The sequence below is a fragment of the Kosakonia sp. BYX6 genome (genome assembly GCF_038449125.1).
In the GTDB taxonomy this organism is placed as follows: Bacteria; Pseudomonadota; Gammaproteobacteria; order Enterobacterales; family Enterobacteriaceae; genus Kosakonia; species Kosakonia calanthes.
On sequence record NZ_CP151800.1, the window covers coordinates 1234882 to 1254508 of the forward strand.

The 19627-nt window shown below is 52.9% G+C and carries 23 protein-coding genes and 1 other annotated feature; of the genes, 14 read left to right on the plus strand and 9 right to left on the minus strand.

Going from position 1 to position 19627, the window contains the following annotated elements; genetic code table 11:
- The first annotated feature begins 3 nt into the window (after nucleotides 1-3).
- Nucleotides 4-1173 carry an HlyD family efflux transporter periplasmic adaptor subunit gene (locus AAEY27_RS05835; protein ID WP_342323957.1) on the plus strand — a complete coding sequence of 390 codons (1170 nt, stop codon included), beginning with the start codon at nucleotides 4-6 and terminating at the stop codon, nucleotides 1171-1173.
- Between the two features lie 49 nt (nucleotides 1174-1222).
- Here AAEY27_RS05835 and smpB read toward each other — a convergent pair whose 3' ends face one another.
- Nucleotides 1223-1705, minus strand: a complete 483-nt coding sequence (gene smpB / locus AAEY27_RS05840) for an SsrA-binding protein SmpB (RefSeq protein ID WP_342323958.1) — start codon at nucleotides 1703-1705, stop codon at nucleotides 1223-1225.
- Nucleotides 1706-1863: 158 nt separating this feature from the next.
- Here smpB and AAEY27_RS05845 point away from each other — a divergent pair, with 158 nt between their 5' ends.
- Complete coding sequence (locus AAEY27_RS05845) at nucleotides 1864-2301, plus strand: type II toxin-antitoxin system RatA family toxin (RefSeq protein ID WP_342323959.1); 438 nt, start codon at nucleotides 1864-1866, stop codon at nucleotides 2299-2301.
- Nucleotides 2291-2584: an RnfH family protein gene (locus tag AAEY27_RS05850; protein WP_342323960.1), complete on the plus strand. Its 294-nt coding sequence runs from the start codon at nucleotides 2291-2293 to the stop codon at nucleotides 2582-2584. The genes AAEY27_RS05845 and AAEY27_RS05850 overlap by 11 nt, the downstream gene beginning before the upstream one ends.
- Nucleotides 2585-2666: 82 nt before the next feature.
- Here AAEY27_RS05850 and bamE read toward each other — a convergent pair whose 3' ends face one another.
- The 3 genes from bamE to nadK form a co-directional block, all read right to left on the minus strand.
- Nucleotides 2667-3008 (minus strand): outer membrane protein assembly factor BamE, encoded by a 342-nt coding sequence (bamE, locus tag AAEY27_RS05855; RefSeq protein WP_342323961.1) that lies wholly within the window; start codon nucleotides 3006-3008, stop codon nucleotides 2667-2669.
- 148 nt (nucleotides 3009-3156) lie between these two features.
- Entirely contained in the window at nucleotides 3157-4818 is a 1662-nt protein-coding gene (recN, locus tag AAEY27_RS05860) for a DNA repair protein RecN (RefSeq protein WP_342323962.1), read from the minus strand.
- A gap of 86 nt (nucleotides 4819-4904) precedes the next feature.
- Nucleotides 4905-5783, minus strand: a complete 879-nt coding sequence (nadK, locus tag AAEY27_RS05865; RefSeq protein ID WP_342323963.1) for an NAD(+) kinase — start codon at nucleotides 5781-5783, stop codon at nucleotides 4905-4907.
- A 122-nt stretch (nucleotides 5784-5905) separates the two neighbouring features.
- On the opposite strand from nadK, the gene grpE reads away from it, so the two are divergent.
- Nucleotides 5906-6502: a nucleotide exchange factor GrpE gene (gene grpE / locus AAEY27_RS05870; RefSeq protein WP_342323964.1), complete on the plus strand. Its 597-nt coding sequence runs from the start codon at nucleotides 5906-5908 to the stop codon at nucleotides 6500-6502.
- Nucleotides 6503-6537: 35 nt separating this feature from the next.
- Here grpE and AAEY27_RS05875 read toward each other — a convergent pair whose 3' ends face one another.
- Both AAEY27_RS05875 and AAEY27_RS05880 read right to left on the minus strand, forming a co-directional pair.
- Nucleotides 6538-7824 carry an HlyC/CorC family transporter gene (locus AAEY27_RS05875; protein WP_342325477.1) on the minus strand — a complete coding sequence of 429 codons (1287 nt, stop codon included), beginning with the start codon at nucleotides 7822-7824 and terminating at the stop codon, nucleotides 6538-6540.
- Between the two features lie 16 nt (nucleotides 7825-7840).
- Nucleotides 7841-8629, minus strand: a complete 789-nt coding sequence (locus tag AAEY27_RS05880; protein ID WP_342323965.1) for a cytochrome C assembly family protein — start codon at nucleotides 8627-8629, stop codon at nucleotides 7841-7843.
- 167 nt (nucleotides 8630-8796) lie between these two features.
- Here AAEY27_RS05880 and ffh point away from each other — a divergent pair, with 167 nt between their 5' ends.
- The 10 genes from ffh to AAEY27_RS05930 all read left to right on the plus strand — a co-directional run bounded on the left by ffh (nucleotide 8797) and on the right by AAEY27_RS05930 (nucleotide 17703).
- Nucleotides 8797-10158 (plus strand): signal recognition particle protein, encoded by a 1362-nt coding sequence (ffh, locus tag AAEY27_RS05885; RefSeq protein ID WP_342323966.1) that lies wholly within the window; start codon nucleotides 8797-8799, stop codon nucleotides 10156-10158.
- Nucleotides 10159-10407: 249 nt separating this feature from the next.
- Nucleotides 10408-10656 (plus strand): 30S ribosomal protein S16, encoded by a 249-nt coding sequence (gene rpsP / locus AAEY27_RS05890; protein WP_342323967.1) that lies wholly within the window; start codon nucleotides 10408-10410, stop codon nucleotides 10654-10656.
- An 18-nt stretch (nucleotides 10657-10674) separates the two neighbouring features.
- Nucleotides 10675-11223 carry a ribosome maturation factor RimM gene (gene rimM / locus AAEY27_RS05895; protein ID WP_342323968.1) on the plus strand — a complete coding sequence of 183 codons (549 nt, stop codon included), beginning with the start codon at nucleotides 10675-10677 and terminating at the stop codon, nucleotides 11221-11223.
- Between the two features lie 30 nt (nucleotides 11224-11253).
- Complete coding sequence (gene trmD / locus AAEY27_RS05900; RefSeq protein WP_342323969.1) at nucleotides 11254-12021, plus strand: tRNA (guanosine(37)-N1)-methyltransferase TrmD; 768 nt, start codon at nucleotides 11254-11256, stop codon at nucleotides 12019-12021.
- Nucleotides 12022-12062: 41 nt separating this feature from the next.
- Nucleotides 12063-12410, plus strand: a complete 348-nt coding sequence (rplS, locus tag AAEY27_RS05905; protein ID WP_002914145.1) for a 50S ribosomal protein L19 — start codon at nucleotides 12063-12065, stop codon at nucleotides 12408-12410.
- Between the two features lie 146 nt (nucleotides 12411-12556).
- Nucleotides 12557-12967, plus strand: a complete 411-nt coding sequence (locus tag AAEY27_RS05910; protein WP_425294671.1) for a DUF2946 domain-containing protein — start codon at nucleotides 12557-12559, stop codon at nucleotides 12965-12967.
- Between the two features lie 62 nt (nucleotides 12968-13029).
- Complete coding sequence (locus tag AAEY27_RS05915) at nucleotides 13030-14382, plus strand: PepSY-associated TM helix domain-containing protein (RefSeq protein ID WP_342323971.1); 1353 nt, start codon at nucleotides 13030-13032, stop codon at nucleotides 14380-14382.
- Nucleotides 14383-14560: 178 nt separating this feature from the next.
- A complete protein-coding gene (gene aroF / locus AAEY27_RS05920; RefSeq protein WP_342323972.1) occupies nucleotides 14561-15631 on the plus strand; it encodes a 3-deoxy-7-phosphoheptulonate synthase AroF in 1071 nt (356 codons plus the stop codon).
- Nucleotides 15632-15640: 9 nt separating this feature from the next.
- The gene (gene tyrA / locus AAEY27_RS05925) at nucleotides 15641-16762 is read left to right on the plus strand and encodes a bifunctional chorismate mutase/prephenate dehydrogenase (protein ID WP_342323973.1); all 1122 of its coding nucleotides are present in this window, start codon (nucleotides 15641-15643) and stop codon (nucleotides 16760-16762) included.
- 68 nt (nucleotides 16763-16830) lie between these two features.
- Nucleotides 16831-17703, plus strand: a complete 873-nt coding sequence (locus tag AAEY27_RS05930) for an SMP-30/gluconolactonase/LRE family protein (protein ID WP_342323974.1) — start codon at nucleotides 16831-16833, stop codon at nucleotides 17701-17703.
- Here the strand turns inward: AAEY27_RS05930 and pheA are convergent.
- From pheA to raiA, 3 genes are all read right to left on the minus strand, one after another.
- The gene (gene pheA, locus AAEY27_RS05935) at nucleotides 17700-18860 is read right to left on the minus strand and encodes a bifunctional chorismate mutase/prephenate dehydratase (protein ID WP_342323975.1); all 1161 of its coding nucleotides are present in this window, start codon (nucleotides 18858-18860) and stop codon (nucleotides 17700-17702) included. The genes AAEY27_RS05930 and pheA overlap by 4 nt on opposite strands.
- A gap of 22 nt (nucleotides 18861-18882) precedes the next feature.
- Nucleotides 18883-19008: a sequence feature (Phe leader region), on the minus strand.
- Nucleotides 18957-19007: a pheA operon leader peptide PheL gene (gene pheL, locus AAEY27_RS05940; RefSeq protein ID WP_189660115.1), complete on the minus strand. Its 51-nt coding sequence runs from the start codon at nucleotides 19005-19007 to the stop codon at nucleotides 18957-18959. Its footprint overlaps the feature before it by 51 nt.
- A gap of 102 nt (nucleotides 19009-19110) precedes the next feature.
- On the minus strand, nucleotides 19111-19446 hold the full coding sequence (gene raiA, locus AAEY27_RS05945) for a ribosome-associated translation inhibitor RaiA (RefSeq protein ID WP_342323976.1): 336 nt from the start codon (nucleotides 19444-19446) through the stop codon (nucleotides 19111-19113).
- Between the last annotated feature and the right edge of the window lie 181 nt (nucleotides 19447-19627).

Consider the following 19627-nt stretch of genomic DNA (forward strand, 5'->3'; position numbering starts at 1 on the left):
GAAATGAGTCAACTCTCAATGCAGGACGATCTGGCGCGTCAGGGGCGGATTTATTCGTCCGTCATTTGGCTGACGTTGATTGGCCTGGTGATGTTTGTCGGCTGGTCGGCGTGGGCCATTCTTGATGAGGTGACGGTCGGTACTGGTAAAATCACCCCGTCGACGCATGCGCAGGTGATTGAAAGCCTTGATGGCGGGATCGTTAGCGCGCTGATGGTGAAAGAGGGCGATATTGTCGAGCGCGGACAGATGCTGGCGCGCCTTGATCCGACGCGTTTTCAGTCCAACTATGGTGAAGCAGCGGCGCGTGTCAGGGCGTTGCGGGCATCGAGCGAACGCTTACGTTCCGAACTGACCGGTGAACCGCTGCGTTTTAGCGCCGAATCGATGCGTGAGCCGGATCTGGTGGCGCGTGAACGGCAGCTTTACGAATCACGTCGGCGTAACCTCAATGAAACCGTGGCGAACCTGCAACAAACCTATCAACTGGTGATGGCAGAGTTACGCATGACGCAGCCGCTGGTGGCGAAAGGCGCGGCGAGCAATGTGGAAGTGATCCGTTTGCAACGCCAGGCGACAGAACTGAAGGGCAAAATCGACGAGGTGCGGAACCAGTTCGCGGTGCGTGCGCGGGAAGAGCAGGTAAAAAACAACGCCGACCTGGACGCGCAATTGCAGGTGATGGCCGGTAAAGCGGATCAGCTGGATCGGGCGGTGATTAACTCGCCGGTGCGCGGGATTGTCAAAGACATTCAGGTCAATACGGTTGGCGGCGTGTTGCAACCCGGCGGTAAGCTGATGGAGATCGTCCCGCTGGAGGATCAGTTGTTGGTCGAGACGCGCATTAACCCGCGCGATATCGCCTATATTCGCCCTGGTTTGCCGGCGACAGTAAAAGTGACCGCTTACGATTCGTCGATTTACGGTGACCTGAAAGGCACGGTAGAAGTGGTGTCGCCGGATACGTTGCAGGATGAAGTGCGCCGCGATCAGTTCTATTACCGCGTCTATGTGCGTACGCAAAGTGCGGAGCTGAAAAACCGTAACGGCAAAAGTTTCCCAATCCTGCCGGGGATGATCGCGAATGTCGAAATCAAGACCGGGCAAAAATCGGTGATGGATTATCTGATTAAACCGCTGAACAAATTGAATGAGGCGCTGAGGGAGCGTTAAGAGGGAGATTCGATGCCCTCTCCCGGTGTGAGAGGGCAATGCGGGGAAATTAACGCCCCGCGTTTTTCATGATGCGCGCTTTATCTAGCTGCCATTCACGTTCTTTCAAATCGGTGCGTTTGTCGTGCTGTTTCTTCCCTTTCGCAACGCCGATTTTCACTTTGCACCAGGCATTTTTCCAGTACAGCGAGAGCGCCACCACGGTGTAACCTTCACGGTTGATGCGGCCGTATAAAGAGTCCAACTCGCGCTGGTTAAGCAGCAGTTTACGGGTGCGGGTAGGGTCGCAAACATAGTGGCTGGAAGCCACGGTCAGTGGCGTAAAGTTCGCGCCGAACAGAAAAGCTTCGCCGTCTTTCAAAATAACGTAGCTGTCGCCAATGTTTGCTTTACCGGCGCGTAAGGATTTTACTTCCCAGCCCTGTAGAGAAAGCCCGGCCTCAAATTCTTCTTCAATAAAGTATTCATGGCGGGCGCGCTTGTTCATCGCGATGGTGGCTGAGCCAGGTTTATATGCTTTTTTCTTCGTCATAGTATCGTGAAGCCATCCGGTAATCTGATATCTGAAACTGACCTCATTGCGTCCTGTGAGGCTGAACGCGTTATCTTAGCATGAGTTAGGGCATAGCGTTTTCCTTTCAACCTGGGGAGATGGTATTATTTGGCGATTGTGTGAACGCGGAAAACCTTATGCCTCAGATTAGCCGTACTGCGCTGGTGCCTTACAGCGCGGAACAAATGTATCAGTTAGTGAACGATGTGAAATCCTACCCGCAGTTTATTCCAGGTTGCACCGGCAGCCGGGTTCTGGAATCCGGGCCGTCGCAAATGACGGCGGCGGTGGATGTTTCTAAGGCCGGGATCAGTAAGACGTTTACCACACGCAACACGCTGGATGCCAACCAACGCATTATGATGCATTTGGTGGATGGCCCGTTTAAGTCCCTGATGGGTGGATGGAAATTTACGCCATTGAGCGCTGATGCTTGCCGCATTGAGTTTCAGCTGGATTTTGAATTTACCAACAAGCTGATTGAACTGGCATTTGGCCGCATCTTCAAAGAGCTGGCCTCAAACATGGTGCAGGCTTTCACCCATCGCGCGAAAGAGGTTTATCGTGTCGGGTAAAATTGCCGTTGAAGTGGCGTATGCGCTGCCTGAAAAGCAGTATTTGCAGCGGGTGAAGTTGGATGAAGGCGCAACTGTTGAGGAGGCGATTCGTGCTTCGGGTCTGCTGGAACTGCGTAGTGATATCGATTTGACTGTTAATAAGGTCGGTATTTTTAGTCGCCCGGTGAAATTGCACGATAGCGTTAACGATGGTGACCGTGTGGAGATTTACCGCCCGCTGATTGCCGACCCGAAAGAGCTGCGTCGCCAGCGCGCTGAGAGAGCGGCGAATAAGCCTTAACGTCGCAGCGTTGGAAACAAACGAAACAAAAGTCGGAAACAAAAAAGGTGCTCATTGAGCACCTTTTTGCATTTCCGCGACCTTAGTTTTTGGTCAGCGCAGGTTTGTTATCAATATTGGTTAGCACGCCACTGCTATTGAAGGTCAGCGTCAGTGTTTGCTGAGAGACATCTTCATGGCCTGGTTGCTGGCGGAAGACGTAGAACCACGTGTTGGTGCCAAACGGGTCAGTCATCATCGGAGTACCCAGTGCATAAGCAACCTGTTGTTGCGTCATACCTGTGCGGATTTTAGATACATCGTTTGGTGTCAGGTAGTTCCCCTGGTTGATATCAGGGCGGTAAACCACGCGTTCTACAGTAGAGCAACCAGCGGTCAACATCAGGAGAACCGCTGCGGCAGCAGTCAGCATTTTACAGCGCATAGTGATTTGATTCCTTTTCGGGCCCGAACAGTACGTGGCTCATATGTAATATGCCGATAATAATAGACCTTTCGCCAGTTTAAAACCTTTGCGGCCGGGTCTGTTGTTGATTTTGTCGAGAACTCAGACCGTCATATTACAGAAAAGTTTACGCGGCCAGCAGCTCTTTGGCGTTCGCCAGCGCGTTGCGCGTCACTTCGCTGCCGCCCAGCAAGCGCGCAAGTTCCTGCAAGCGAGCACGTTTATCCAACGGCTGCATATGGGTTTCAGTCATTGCGCCATCGGTCTCTTTGCTGACGTAGAAGTGATGGTGCCCACAACCGGCAACCTGCGGCAGGTGCGTTACGCACATTACCTGAGTGGATTCGCCCAGTTGACGCAGCAGTTTGCCGACAACGGCGGCGGTTGGCCCGCTGATACCGACGTCCACTTCATCGAAAATCAGCGCCGGTGTTTCCATTTTCCGTGCGGTAATCACCTGAATTGCCAGTGCGATACGTGACAGCTCACCGCCAGAAGCGACTTTAGCGATTGCTTGCAGCGGCTGCCCAGGGTTGGTTGTTACGCGGAACTCAATGCGGTCCGCACCATCCGCCGTCAATGAGTTCGCATCAAACGCGACATCAATTTCAAACACGCCGTGCGGCATGGAAAGCGAGTGCATGCTTTCAGTAATCAGCTGGCTCAATTCCTGCGCATACTTCGCGCGCTGATCGTGCAGCTGCTGTGCGCTTGCCACCGCCAACTGATGATGTTGAGTGACTGCCAGCGCCAGGGTTTCCTGCGAATCAGCCTGATCGTCAAGCAACTGCTGTTCATCAAGCAGTGACTGGTAGAACTGCGGTAATTCTTCTGGGCTGATGTGGTGCTTGCGCGCTAGCGAAATCTGCCGGGAAATGCGCTGTTCCAGTTCGTAAAGGCGGTTTGGATCGAGATCTAAACGGTCGCAGTAGTGGCGCAGCTCATCGCTGGCTTCGCTAATCTGAATGGCGGCCTCTTCCAGCATCTCCAGCACGCTGGAAAGGCGCGTGTCCATACCAGCCAATTCTGTCAGCAACTGACGTGCGGTATATAACTGGCTTTGCAGATTCACGTCTTCACCATCTGCCAGTACATTCAATGCGTGTTGACTGGTGGAGAGCAATTGTCCGCTGTTCGCGAGGCGTTTGTACTCTTCATCAATTTGTTCGTATTCGCCGGGCTGTGGATTAAATTCGTTCAGCTCTTTTAGTTGATAATGCAACAGTTCCGCACGAGCGGCGCGCTCCTGGCTTTGCTGCTGGTGCTGAGCCAGCTCTCGGCAGCTTTGGTGCCAGGCGTGGTAGCGTTCAGCCATTTGCAGAGTGAGCGCATACTCACCGGCATAGCCATCAAGCAGGTTTTTTTGATGTTCGGGTTTAATCAGCAACTGATGCGCGTGCTGACCGTGGATCTGGATTAATAACTGGCCCAGCTCGCGTAATTGGGAAAGGGGAACGGCGGTACCGTTGATGAAACCACGGGAACGCCCGTCGCTGCTGATCACGCGGCGAAGTAAACACTCACGTCCATCTTCGAGTTGATTCTCTTCGAGCCAGCGCTGAGCGGCAGGGGTGTCTTTCAAAGCGAAGCGGGCGCAGAGATCGGCGCGAGGCGCACCTGCGCGTACCATGTCGGCTTCAGCACGACCGCCCAGGCACAGCCCAAGCGCGTCGATAGCAATAGATTTACCCGCGCCGGTTTCGCCGGTAATCGCCGTCATCCCGCTGTGAAAATCGATTTCAAGCTCACGAACGATAGCAAAATTACTGATAGTGAGTTGTGCCAACATGGTTGCTTTCCTGTATGAAAAACCATAACTGTATTTTCATACAGTATAGACTGGTTTTATATACAGTAAAGCCCTGGTGGCGGTTTTCAGAACAATTTTTTTGACCAGCCGAGCTTTGAGCTTAACGTATTGAAATAGCTGTAATCTTTGGGATGGATAAGATTGAGGTGATAGTCACAGCGGCGAATCAGCACATCTTCGCCTTCCTGAATGGGTAATGCGATTTGGCTGTCGCAGCTGATTTCAAGATCGCTGCGACGATGGGAAAAGCGCAGACGAATGGTGCTGCTACTGTTGATAACCAGCGGACGCGCTGACAACGTGTGCGGGAACATCGGCACCAGAGTAATGGCGTCCAGCGATGGCGTCAGAATCGGCCCGCCCGCGGAAAGGGAATACGCCGTGGAACCGGTTGGCGTGGAGATGATTAAACCGTCTGAGCGCTGTGAGAAAGCAAAAATTTCATCGATATACACTTCGAATTCGATCATATGCGCGACTTTGCCCGGATGCAGCACCACTTCGTTAATGGCGGTGCTGATCCGCTTCTGGCAATCCTGCTGGCAGACCTGAACTTCCAGCAGAAAGCGCTTTTCGGCGATATAATGACCTTCCAGTACATCGGCCAATTGCTGTTGTGCATTATCCGGGTCGAGATCGGTAAGAAAGCCGAGATTGCCACGGTTAATCCCAATAACTTTAATGTCATAGCGCGCCAGAGTACGCGCAGCGCCAAGCATATTGCCGTCGCCGCCGACTACCACTGCCAGGTCAGCCTGTTGACCAATTTCAGCCAGTGTGCCGGTTTTTACGTTATTGAGTTGCAGTTCTTGAGCAATTTGTTGTTCAACAATGACGTCATAGCCTTTAGCGCACAGCCAGCGATAGAGCATTTCATGTGTGGTCAGTGCGGTAGGGTGTCGTGGATGCCCGACAATACCAATACACTTGAAATGTTGAGTCATTTTCTGCTGGTCCTTGTGGCGAATGAATGATGACAATCTGACTCGTTCCCTTGAATCTCGGAAACGGATCCCCATAATAATGCAGGTTAGCGAGATGAGTGCAAAAAAACGCGGAGAAATTCATGAGTAGTAAAGAACAGAAAACGCCTGACGGGCAAGCCCCGGAAGAAATTATCATGGAACAGCACGACGAAGTTGAGGCAGTTGTTGAGTCTGACGATTCTGCTGAGCAGGTGGATCCGCGCGATGAGAAAATTGCGAACCTTGAAGCGCAGTTAGCTGAAGCGGAAAACCGCGAGCGCGAAGCTGTGTTACGCATTAAAGCGGAAATGGAAAACCTGCGTCGTCGTACCGAACTGGATATCGAAAAAGCGCACAAATTCGCGCTAGAGAAGTTCATCAACGAACTGCTGCCGGTAATCGATAGCCTGGATCGCGCGCTGGAAGTGGCGGACAAAAACAACGCCGAGATGGCTCCGATGGTTGAAGGCATCGAGTTGACGCTGAAAAACATGTTGGATGTGGTGAAGAAATTCGGTGTGGACGTGATTGCTGACACCGACGTTCCGCTGGATCCGAATGTTCATCAGGCCATTGCGATGGTCGAGTCTGAAGACGTTGCCGCTGGCAAAGTGCTGGGCGTGATGCAAAAAGGTTTTACCCTCAACGGTCGTACTATTCGCGCTGCGATGGTCACCGTCGCGAAAGCGAAGGGCTAAAGCCAAAAACCCTCTCCGCTGGAGAGGGTTTTCATTTATTCGGTAATGCTTTCCCGCAGCGTTTTCACCGGAATCACTTTCACCTGCTTAATCATATTGTCCTGCACATCGAGAATATCGATGTCGTACTGCTCAATACGCACGCGCGTACCTGCCGCAGGTATCTCTTCCAGTTCTTCCAGCAGCATGCCGTTAATCGTGCGGGCTTCCTCTTCGGGTAACCGCCAGTTAAAGGCTTTGTTCAACTCGCGTACGCTGGCGCTGCCGTCAATAATCACCGAGCCGTCGTTCAACGGCGTAGCTTCATCTGCCAGCGCCGGGGACATAGAAGTGGTGAAATCACCGACGATCTCTTCGAGAATATCCTCGACCGTCACCAGCCCGCGAATATCGCCGTATTCATCAACCACCAAACCGACTTTCTTTTTATTACGTTGGAATTTCACCAATTGCACGCTGAGCGGTGTACCTTCGGGCACGTAATAAATTTCATCGGCGGCGCGCAGTAGCACCTCTTTGGTGAACTCGTTTTTCTCGGTCATCAGACGGTAGGCTTCGCGTACGCGCAGCATGCTGATGGCGTCGTCCAGCGAATCGCGATACAGCACAATGCGGCCGTGCGGCGAGTGGGTAAGCTGGCGGACAATCGCTTTCCAGTCATCATTAATATCGATACCGACAATCTCATTGCGCGGCACCATGATGTCGTCAACGCTGACTTTTTCCAGGTCGAGAATCGACAGCAACATATCCTGATTGCGACGGGAGATTTGCGAGCGGGACTCGTTAACGATGGTGCGCAGCTCGTCTTTGCTGAGCGCGCTACTGATCACCACATCCGCTTTAATTCCTACCATGCGCATCAACACGCGCGTCACACTGTTAAGTAACCACACCAGCGGCAACATAATGATCTGGAGCGGAACGAGCAGAAAACTGCTGGGGAAGGCGACCTTTTCCGGGTAAAGCGCGGCGATAGTTTTCGGCAGCACTTCGGCGAACACCAGCACGACAAAGGTCAGTACGCCGGTGGCGATGGCAACACCGGCATTGCCATACAGGCGCATGCCGACAATGGTGCCAATGGCTGAGGCGAGAATATTGACGAGGTTATTACCAATTAGCACCAGGCTTATCAGGCGATCTGGCTTACGTAGCAGCTTTTCGACACGTTTAGCCGCGCGGTTGCCCTGCTTCGCCAGGTGACGCAGGCGATAGCGGTTGAGCGTCATCATCCCGGTTTCGGAACCAGAAAAATACGCTGAAACCACGACCATAATGATCAGCGTGATGATCAGCGTCGTGGTAGAGATGTGTTCCAGGGGGTACTCCTTTGCTTTAGCTCACGATTTGTTGCAGAACGCGACTGCCGAAATAGGCTAGCGTCAAAATCCCTGCGCCCGCAACGTTGAACCAGACGACTCGGCGACCGCGCCAGCCTTCATGGTAATGCCCCCACAGCAGAACGATGTAGACAAACCAGGCAATGATAGAAAGCACTGCTTTGTCGATATTCTCCATGCTGAACAGGTTTTTCATATAGAACAGACCGGTACACAGCGTCAGCGTCAGTAACACCACGCCCACCTGCGTAATGTGGAACATCTTGCGTTCAATCACCATCAGCGGCGGCATTTCACTACTAAACGCCAGCCGTTTATTTTTCAACTGGTAATCGATCCAGGCTAACTGTAATGCGTACATGGCCGCAATAATCAATGTGGCATAAGCAAACAGCGACAGGCCAATATGCACCATCATGCCGGGGGTGGCTTCCAGATGTGTAATATAGGCATTGGGCACAAAGATGGCGAAAGCGAGATTAATCAGCGCGAAGGTATACACAATCGGCAACAGCAGCCAGCCGCGATTTTTAGAGGCGACAATGGTCATCACCGTACAAATCATCAGGCTGACCAGCGAACCGACATTCAACAGGCTAAGGTTTTGTCCGCCATCATCCGGGAAAATGCGTTCTTTTAAGCCGAATCCGTGAAAAATAAGCGCGAGCACCGCCGAAAAAATGGCCATTTTGCGCCAGCCGCTGTTTTTCTGTAACAAACTGGGAACGATCAGCGCGATGCTGGTTGAGTAAGCAACAAGAGCAATCAGGGCAAAAACGGGCATATGAGTGTCGGCAGTTGACTAAGGGAGAAAGGAAAGCAGTATAACGTTACGTGACCCAGCCTCCAACAGTTGCATCACATACAGAGCAATGTCTTCATGTTATACTCCGGCAAATTTCTGTTTTGCGTCGCCCTGGCGGCCAATCGTATCACCTCAGGCGAGAGACAATGTTTGATAATTTAACCGATCGTTTGTCGCGCACCCTGCGCAATATCAGTGGCCGTGGACGCCTCACTGAAGAGAACGTCAAAGAAACCCTGCGCGAAGTGCGTATGGCGCTGCTGGAAGCAGACGTTGCGCTGCCGGTAGTGCGTGACTTTATCAACCGCGTGAAAGAAAAAGCGGTAGGCCATGAAGTCAATAAAAGCCTGACTCCGGGTCAGGAGTTCGTCAAAATCGTGCGTAACGAACTGGTTGCGGCGATGGGCGAAGAGAACCAGAGCCTGAACCTCGCTGCGCAACCGCCAGCGGTGGTGCTGATGGCGGGCCTGCAAGGTGCGGGTAAAACCACCAGCGTCGGTAAGCTTGGTAAGTTTCTGCGCGAAAAGCACAAGAAAAAAGTGATGGTCGTTTCCGCCGACGTTTATCGCCCGGCGGCGATCAAACAGTTGGAAACACTGGCGCAGCAGGTTGAGGTGGATTTCTTCCCCTCTGACGTCGCGCAAAAACCGGTGGATATCGTTAACGCGGCGCTGAAAGAAGCGAAGCTGAAGTTTTACGACGTGCTGCTGGTGGATACCGCCGGTCGTTTGCACGTTGATGAAGCAATGATGGACGAAATCAAACAGGTTCACGCGGCGATCAAGCCAGTGGAAACCCTGTTTGTTGTCGATGCCATGACCGGTCAGGACGCTGCGAACACCGCGAAAGCCTTTAATGAAGCGCTGCCGCTCACCGGCGTGGTGCTGACCAAAGTGGACGGCGATGCCCGCGGCGGTGCGGCGCTTTCTATTCGCCATATCACGGGTAAACCGATTAAATTCCTCGGCGTTGGCGAGAAAACCGAAGCGCTGGAGCCGTTCCATCCGGACCGTATCGCTTCCCGTATCCTCGGCATGGGCGATGTACTGTCGCTTATCGAAGATATCGAAAGCAAAGTTGACCGCGCGCAGGCTGAAAAGCTGGCGAATAAACTGAAGAAAGGCGACGGCTTCGATCTGACCGATTTCCTTGAGCAACTGCGCCAGATGAAAAACATGGGCGGCATGGCGAGCCTGATGGGCAAACTGCCGGGCATGGGTCAGATTCCGGACAACGTAAAAGCGCAAATGGATGACAAAGTGCTGGTGCGCATGGAAGCCATCATTAATTCCATGACCTTCAAAGAGCGCGCCAACCCGGACATTATCAAAGGCTCCCGTAAACGCCGCATCGCTGCGGGCTGCGGCCTGCAAGTTCAGGACGTGAACCGTCTGCTCAAACAATTCGACGACATGCAGCGCATGATGAAGAAGATGAAGAAGGGTGGGATGGCGAAGATGATGCGCGGGATGAAGGGGATGATGCCGCCAGGCTTCCCTGGGCGTTAATCTGGCCTGGCTTATTTGCCATATTGGCGCCAGGGTGTGCTCAAAATGCTCACGTGCTATTTGTACGCTCCGCTTTTTGTGCGTACGCCGGTGCCAAACTGGCTGCAACGCCGACGGCCTCACGTCTCACAGTTTCGTAACTGTCGATTGCTTTTTAGCAAAAAATGAGTAAAATTTTCGGGCTTTTAATATGACACCGGGCTCCGTTCCTCGATGGGGCCTGGTGTTTTATTCACACAAGAGGATGTTATGGTAACTATTCGTTTAGCTCGTCACGGCGCTAAAAAGCGTCCGTTCTACCAGGTTGTTGTCACCGACAGCCGTAATGCACGCAACGGTCGCTTCATCGAGCGCGTTGGTTTCTTCAACCCGATCGCTTCCGAGAAAGAAGAAGGCACTCGCCTGGATCTGGATCGCATCGAGCATTGGGTTGGCCAGGGCGCTACCGTTTCTGATCGCGTTTCCGCGCTGATCAAAGAAGCAAAAAAAGCAGCTTAATCTGTCACGGTGGTCATGATGAGCAAGCAACAAACCGCATCGGTCCCTGTTGAGCCAATCGTTGTTGGCAAACTGGGTTCTTCTTACGGAATTCGTGGTTGGCTCAGAGTGTTTTCCTCCACCGAAGACGCCGAAAGCATTTTTGACTATCAGCCCTGGTTTATCCAGAAAGCGGGTCAGTGGCAGTGCATTGAGCTGGAAAGCTGGCGCTACCACAGTCAGGACATCGTCATCAAACTGAAAGGTGTTGATGATCGCGATGCAGCGAATCTACTGACGAATTGCGAAATTCTCGTTGATTCTGCGCAGTTGCCGGAACTGGAAGAGGGTGACTACTACTGGAAAGACCTTATGGGTTGCCAGGTAGTGACTACTGAAGGTTACAGCCTCGGTAAAGTCGTCGATATGATGGAAACCGGGTCAAATGACGTTCTCGTCATCAAGGCAAACCTGAAAGATGCATTTGGTATCAAGGAGCGGTTGGTTCCGTTCCTCGATGGGCAGGTTATCAAGAAAGTCGATCTCGCTACTCAAACCATTGAAGTAGATTGGGATCCTGGTTTTTAAACCTCCGGATATACGGTAAAAGACGGCGCTATGTGGATTGGCATAATTAGCCTGTTTCCTGAAATGTTCCGCGCGATTACCGACTACGGGGTAACTGGCCGGGCAGTAAAAAATGGCCTGCTGAGCATCCAGAGCTGGAGTCCACGTGATTTCGCTCATGACCGGCACCGTACCGTGGACGATCGTCCTTACGGCGGCGGACCGGGGATGTTAATGATGGTGAATCCTTTGCGGGACGCCATTCATGCAGCAAAAGCCGCGGCAGGTGAAGGCGCTAAAGTGATTTATCTGTCACCTCAGGGGCGCAAGCTTGATCAAGCGGGCGTCAGCGAACTGGCAACCAATCAAAAATTGATTCTGGTGTGCGGTCGCTACGAAGGGATAGATGAGCGCGTAATTCAAACCGAGATTGACGAAGAATGGTCTATCGGTGATTACGTTCTCAGCGGTGGTGAGTTACCAGCGATGACGCTGATTGACTCGGTTTCCCGGTTTATTCCGGGTGTACTGGGCCATGAAGCTTCAGCAACGGAAGATTCCTTTGCTGATGGATTGCTGGACTGTCCACACTATACTCGACCTGAAGTGTTAGAAGGGATGGAAGTACCGGCGGTGTTACTGTCGGGAAATCATGCCGAGATTCGTCGCTGGCGTTTGAAACAGTCGCTGGGCCGTACCTGGCTTAGAAGACCTGAACTTCTGGAAAACCTGGCTCTGACTGAAGAGCAAGCAAGGTTGCTGGCGGAGTTCAAAAGCGAACACGCGCAACAGCAACACAAACATGATGGGTTGGCATAAGCCACCCGAATATCAGTTTACCCAGGATAAGAGATTAAATTATGAGCAACATTATTAAGCAACTTGAACAAGAGCAGATGAAGCAGGACGTACCTTCCTTCCGTCCGGGTGACACCGTGGAAGTGAAAGTATGGGTTGTTGAAGGTTCCAAAAAACGTCTGCAGGCATTCGAGGGCGTGGTTATCGCTATTCGTAACCGCGGTCTGCACTCTGCATTCACTGTTCGTAAAATTTCCAACGGCGAAGGCGTTGAGCGTGTCTTCCAGACTCACTCTCCGGTAGTTGACAGCATTGCTGTTAAACGTCGTGGTGCTGTTCGTAAAGCTAAACTGTACTACCTGCGTGAGCGTACCGGTAAGTCTGCTCGTATCAAAGAGCGTCTTAACTAATAAAACGCACACGCTACATCCAAAGCGTGTTATAGAACAAGGGGTTAGCGTAATGCTAACCCCTTTTTTTGTGGTCGTTTAAGCAAAAAAATTAACCTTCTTGTGATGATTAATTTACAATGCCGCTTCAACCCGGAGGAGATGCGGTGAAGAACGTTTTTCATCACAGTGCAGCGCAACGTACAGCCACATGGCTGGCGCTCTTTGCGATCCTGCTGATCCTCATCGCACCTCTCATCTCGGCTGCCTTGCAAAAAGATCCCATGAGCGCGATGCCCGGTATGCATCATGAAATGAATATGCCGATGCCCGAACATCACGGCATGAGCCATCATGAAAACGCGCCGCAGAGCATACCTGTTGACCATGCGGAAGCTTGCGGCTACTGCGTATTATTGGCGCATGTTCCCGGTCTGATTTTCCTGGTGGTTTTACTGCTGCTGGGCCGTGTGTTGCGGGTCAGCAAACCTCCCGCGCGGCAGAAAATCACACACTGGCACTTTTTCCCCTGGCTTTATCCTGACACCCGCGCGCCGCCGCGCTTCTGCTTTTCCTGACATAAAAAACAGTTCGTTCGCCTAAGCGTAACGGCACACTTTTACTATTCCTGAGGAAAAGTATGACTTCCTGCACTCCGCGAGCGGCGTGGCTTAACCTGCTACGACGTCTGCATTTTTACATCGGCCTGTTCGTCGGCCCCTTTATCTTTATCGCTGCGCTCAGCGGCACGTTATATGTGGCGACGCCACAACTGGAAAACTGGCTCTATAAAGAGGCGTTATTTGGTGTAGCAAGTGGCGAGAGGCAACCACTGGCAGAACAAATCGCCACTGCCGAGCAGGTGACCGGTGGCCACTTGCGTCTGCATGCCGTGCGCCCGGGGCTAAGTGGCGATAACACCACGCGCGTGATGTTCGCCGACCCGCAACTGGGAATATCGGAAAACCGCGCTATTTTCATCGACCCGGTGACCCTGCAAGTGAAAGGAGATATGACGGTGTACGGCACTAGCGGGATTTTGCCGCTGCGCCAGTGGATCGATTATCTCCATCGCTCATTGCTTCTGGGTGACATCGGTCGTAACTACAGCGAACTGGCGGCGTCATGGATGTGGATAGCGGCGCTGGGCGGCATCGTGCTGTGGTTTTTGACCCGGCCAAAACGGCGCATCAATAACCGTGTGCAAAATCATCGTCGCTTGCACGTTACACTCGGCTGGATCTTGCTCGCCGGAATGCTGCTGTTTTCGGCCACCGGTCTGACCTGGTCGCAATGGGCGGGCGGGAATGTCGATCGCCTGCGCGCGGCGTTCGACTGGATGACGCCACAAGTGAATACCCAGCTTCATGGCGCAGCGCCTGCCAATGACCCTCACGCAGAACATCACAGGCATCATGACGGCATGGTAATGCCGGATAGCACGCAGGATGTGTCGCAATTCGACGCAGTTCTTTTGACTGCGCAACATGCCGGGATTTCCGCCAGCAAAGTTGAGATCCGCCCGCCGCGCAGTGCGGATCAAGCCTGGACCGTGACGGAAATCGATCGCGGCTGGCCCACCCGTGTGGATGCTGTGGCGATTGATGGCAGCAACATGGCGGTGGTTGATCGCACCCGCTTTGCTGATTTCCCGTTAATGGCCAAACTGACACGTTGGGGAGTCGACTTCCATATGGGCATTTTATTTGGCGTCGTGAACCAATTGCTGCTGGTCGCTTTCGGCTGCGCGTTATGCGTCATGATCATCGTCGGCTACCGCTTATGGTGGATCCGCCGCCCGGCGTCGGCGGGCGATACGCTGTTGCACTGCTGGTTACGCCTCGGTATTGCCGGGCGAGTATTGACCGCATTTTTTGCGCTGCTTTTGGGGTTGGCAATGCCGGTGATGGGCGGCAGTTTGCTGTTGTTCGTGCTGATTGACGCGTTGCGCTGGGAACGCCACCCGCAGCGGTCAGTAATGGCGAGGGACTAATCAAATACGGCGGAGTGTAAAATTATCATTACGCTCCGCAGTGCTTCCTTGGCCGATAAAATAACAACTGTAAATAAATCGGTACGAAATGTGGATTGAAATCTTTACCAGATATGGTAAGGTGGCATTTCCTCGCCCGAGGAAATCCTATCGCACACGAGCTATACAGGAAGCCATCATGCAAAAAGACGCGCTGAACAACGTTCACATCACCGACGAACAAGTTCTTATCACTCCGGATCAATTAAAAGCAGCTTTTCCGCTGACGATTGAACAAGAAGCGCAAATCGCGCAATCCCGCCAGACCATTTCCAACATCATTGCCGGTCGCGATCCGCGCCTGCTGGTGGTTTGCGGCCCTTGTTCGATCCACGATCCAGAAGCAGCGATTGAATATGCTCGTCGATTTAAAGCACTTGCGGCAGAGGTCAGCGATAGCCTCTATCTGGTGATGCGCGTCTATTTTGAAAAACCCCGTACCACAGTTGGCTGGAAGGGGCTGATTAACGATCCGCACATGGATGGCTCGTTTGATGTGGAAGCTGGCCTGAAGATTGCGCGTCGTCTGCTGGTGGAACTGGTGAACATGGGGCTGCCGCTGGCGACTGAAGCGCTGGATCCGAACAGCCCGCAGTTCCTCGGCGACCTGTTTAGCTGGTCGGCGATTGGCGCGCGCACTACCGAATCTCAGACGCACCGCGAAATGGCTTCCGGTTTATCAATGCCGGTCGGTTTCAAAAACGGCACCGATGGCAGCCTGGCGACCGCGATCAATGCGATGCGCGCCGCAGCTATGCCGCACCGCTTTGTCGGCATCAACCAGGCGGGCCAGGTTTGCCTGTTGCAAACCCAGGGCAACCCGGATGGGCATGTGATTTTACGTGGCGGCAAAGCACCGAACTACAGCCCGGCGGACGTCGCGCAGTGTGAAAAAGAGATGCAGCAGGCGGGACTGAAACCGTCGCTGATGGTAGATTGCAGCCATGGTAATTCCAATAAAGATTACCGTCGCCAGCCTGCCGTCGCGGAATCTGTGGTGGCACAGATCAAAGATGGCAACCGCTCGATCACCGGCTTGATGATTGAAAGCAACATTCATGAAGGTAATCAATCTTCCGAACAACCGCGCAGCGCAATGAAATACGGCGTTTCCGTGACCGATGCCTGTATCAGTTGGGAATCGACCGAAGCGCTGCTGCGTGAAATCGATAACGATCTGCGCAACAGCCTGGCGGCGCGTCTTGCATAAGAGGGTGTTATGGTTGCTGAACTGACCGCGCTGCGCGATCAAATCGATGAAGTAGATAAGGCGCTGCTGGACTTACTGGCGCGCCGCCTTGAACTGGTGGCGGAAGTCGGCGAAGTCAAAAGCAAATATGGCTTGCCGATTTACGTTCCGGAGCGTGAAGCGTCGATGCTGGCTTCACGTCGCAAAGAAGCCGAGTCGCTTGGCGTCCCGCCGGATCTTATTGAAGATGTGCTTCGCCGCGTGATGCGCGAGTCTTATTCCAGCGAAAACGATAAAGGTTTCAAAACCCTTTGCCCTGAACTGCGCCCGGTAGTGATTGTTGGCGGCGCGGGCCAGATGGGGCAGCTGTTCGCCAAAATGCTGACGCTGTCCGGTTATCAAGTACGCACGCTGGAAAAAGAGGACTGGGCGCAAGCGAGCGAACTGGTGTCTGATGCGGGCATGGTGATTGTCAGTGTGCCGATCCATGTCACTGAGCAGGTGATTGCCAAACTGCCGCCGTTGCCGGAAGACTGCATTCTCGTCGATCTCGCGTCGGTGAAAAGCGGCCCATTACAGGCGATGCTGTCGGCGCATAAAGGGCCGGTGTTGGGGTTACACCCGATGTTTGGTCCGGACACCGGAAGCCTCGCCAAGCAGGTGGTGGTCTGGTGCGATGGTCGCCAGCCGGAAGCGTACCAATGGTTTTTGGAGCAGATTCAGGTGTGGGGCGCGCGTTTGCATCGCATTAGCGCAGTCGAACACGATCAAAACATGGCATTCATCCAGGCGCTGCGCCACTTTGCGACCTTCGCATATGGGTTGCACTTGGCGGAAGAGAATGTGCAGCTTGAGCAGTTGCTGGCGCTCTCTTCACCGATTTACCGCCTGGAACTGGCGATGGTGGGGCGCTTGTTTGCGCAGGATCCGCAGCTTTATGCCGACATTATTATGTCCTCGTCTAGCAATCTGGCGCTGATCAAACGCTACTACAAGCGTTTCGGTGAAGCGATTGGCCTGCTGGAGCAGGGCGACAAACAGGCGTTTATCGACAGTTTCCGCAAAGTAGAACACTGGTTCGGTGATTATGCCCAGCGTTTCCAGAGCGAAAGCCGTGTGCTGTTGCGCCAGGCGAACGACAGCCGCCCGTAAGCGAAAAAGCCGTTTATACTGAAAAGCCAGTGGTTATCCGCTGGCTTTTTTCATTTAAGGGATGCGCAATGGCTGAACTGCAAACGCTGTTTGATTATACCGGGCATTTGCCGGAATGCCCGACCTGGAGCGAGACGGAGCAGGCGCTCTACTGGGCTGATATTCTGCAAGGCGAAATTCATCGTTACCGGCTGGCTTCTGGCGAGCATTCGGTGCTCTCGTTTCCCGAAGAAGTGGGATGCTTTGCGCTGCGCGAAAAGGGCGGGTTTATCGTCGCTATGCGTCAGGCGATTTGGCTAACCGATGAGCGGGGTTTGCTGCGACAAAAAGTGTGCGATAACCCGTCGAACCCGCAACTGGCGCGTTTTAACGACGGCGGTACCGATCAACTTGGCCGCTTTTACGCGGGCACATTTTGGGATCCGGGTGATTACAACGGTGCGCTGCTGATGCGTGTGGATAACGACTTAACGCCAAAAGTGGTGCAGTGCGATATTCACGGCGCGAATGGCCTGGCGTTCAGTCGCGATAAACAATGGATGTTTACTTCCGATACGCCAAACGGCGTGATTTACCGAACGCCATTAGATGAGCAAGGGGAGCCAGGCCGCCGAGAAATTTTCCGTCAGTTTAAGGCCGGGGAAGGCAGCCCGGACGGTGCGGCGATGGATGTGGAAGGCTGTTACTGGAGCGCGATGTTTGATGGCTGGCGTATCGCCCGTTTTTCACCGCAGGGCGAGCAACTGGAGGAACATCGCTTGCCGGTGCGTTGCCCGACAATGGTCTGCTTTGGTGGCGATGATATGAAAACGCTGTTTATCACCACGACGCGGGAAAATATGGACGCCGAAGAAATCGCGCAATACCCGCTATCCGGAGCCATCTTCACCCTGCCTGTTGCGGTGGCAGGGGTGAAGAAGCCGCTATTTAAGGAGCGTTAAACCGGGTCCACCGGCACGACATTTTCGCTTGGGTAGCAACCGAGGACTTTTAAGGATCGGGTGATGCTGGCAAGCTCGCGCAGCGCTTTTTGCATGCCAGTGGATTGCAGGTTGGCCTGAATATCGAGATAAAACATCTCTTCCCATGGGTTGCCATGAATCGGGCGCGACTCCAGTTTGGTCATAATCAGATTGTGATTACGCAACACCAGTAACGCTTCAACCAGCGCACCCGCCTGTTGGCCTGTCGCCATCAGCAAGGTTGTTTTCGCCGGCACCTGTTCGGAAACATCAATCGCTTTGCGCGCCAGCACGATAAAACGCGTGATGTTTTGCGTCTGGTTCGCCAGGTTGCGCTCCAGCACTTGCAAACCGTACAGCGCGCCACCGGCTTCATTGCCTAATGCTGCCACATGCGGCGAATTCTCCTGCGCTACTTTTTCCATCGCTGCGGAGGTGCTTTCGCAATACTCAATTTTCCACTGTGGGTAGCGGTTCAGAAACTGGCTGCACTGCTGGAATGGCTGCGGATGGCTGTAAACCGTCTTGATCTGATCAAGGCTCGTCGTACCGGAGACCAGCACGCAGTGATCGATAGGCACAGTCAGTTCGCCCACGATCGACAAACTGGTGTGCTGAAGCAAATCGTAAACGTCGTTAATCGCCCCGGAACTGGTGTTTTCCAGCGGCACGACGGCGTAATCGGCCAGCCCTGTTTCCACCTGATTAAAAATGTCATGGAATTTCGGGCAGCCGCTCTCGATAAATTGCTCAAAATGGCGTGCGGCATACTGACGGGCCGCCAGATGTGAATAGGAACCTTTTGGGCCGAGGAAGGCGATGCGCGCAGAGTGAGGATTGGTTTTGTTCAGATGCTGCTGGAGCAGGGCTTGCTGGGTAAGGACGGAATCTTCAATGATGAGCTGAAACAGGCGGGTAATGTAATGCGCATCCAGATGATGTGCTTTGCCCAGCTGAATCAGGTTCTCCAGCAAATCGCGTTCGCGATCGATATCGCGCACTGGACGGTGGGAATCCAGCTTGGCTTTGCCTACTTCAACGGAAAGCTGGCGCCGCTCGGCCAGCAGCGTCAGCAACTGTTCGTCCAGTGCACTGATCTTTACGCGTAAATCCAGTAAGGGGTTTTCAGCCGTCATGTTGTTGCCTTTCATTGTTATCAATAAAAAAGCCTCCCGGAGTGGGAGGCCTTATTGTTCGTCTTCGCATTCTTTATCTCAAAACGAATCGCCTCCCTAATTGGGGAAGGTAAAAAAGAATGCGAAGAAAAACGGGACAAGTTTCATGGAATTTTCCTGTGAGTGACCGAAGTACAGTACCTGCACTGTTTTCGCTCTGTCAATAAAAAACGCGCCCGAAGGCGCGTTGGGATTGGACTCAATGTAGAGACTACTCTTCTTCTTCAACGAAGCTTGTGTCTTTCACTGATGTTGCGGCGCGACGTGCTTCACCTTTGTGCTGCACTTTATTGAGCTGCCGTTCCAGCTTGTTAATCAAATCATTGATTGCTATGTACATATCGTCATGTTTTGCGCTAGCGACCAGATGTCCGTTCGGCGTGTTAATCGTCGCATCAGCGATAAAGCCCTGAGGGTCTTTTGAGAGGATGATATGCGGGTTAATCAGTTGAGTTTGCCATTTATCCAGTTTGGCGAGACGGTCTGCGACATGCTGGCGGATTGCCGGAGTAATTTCCATTTGTTTACTGGTAATGTTCATTGTCATAAATTTTACCTCTTGTCTTTCCGTCTAAGTAATTTCAGCATACCGTGCCTAATGTCAAAATGCGTGATTTAAATCACATTTTTTTGTCACTTTTTGTCAAAGAAAAGGTTTTGTGAGGCAGGACAGGAAGAGGGGAAATATACCTTGTCGAAGTCGACATTAGCGGTCATAGTTGTCTGGA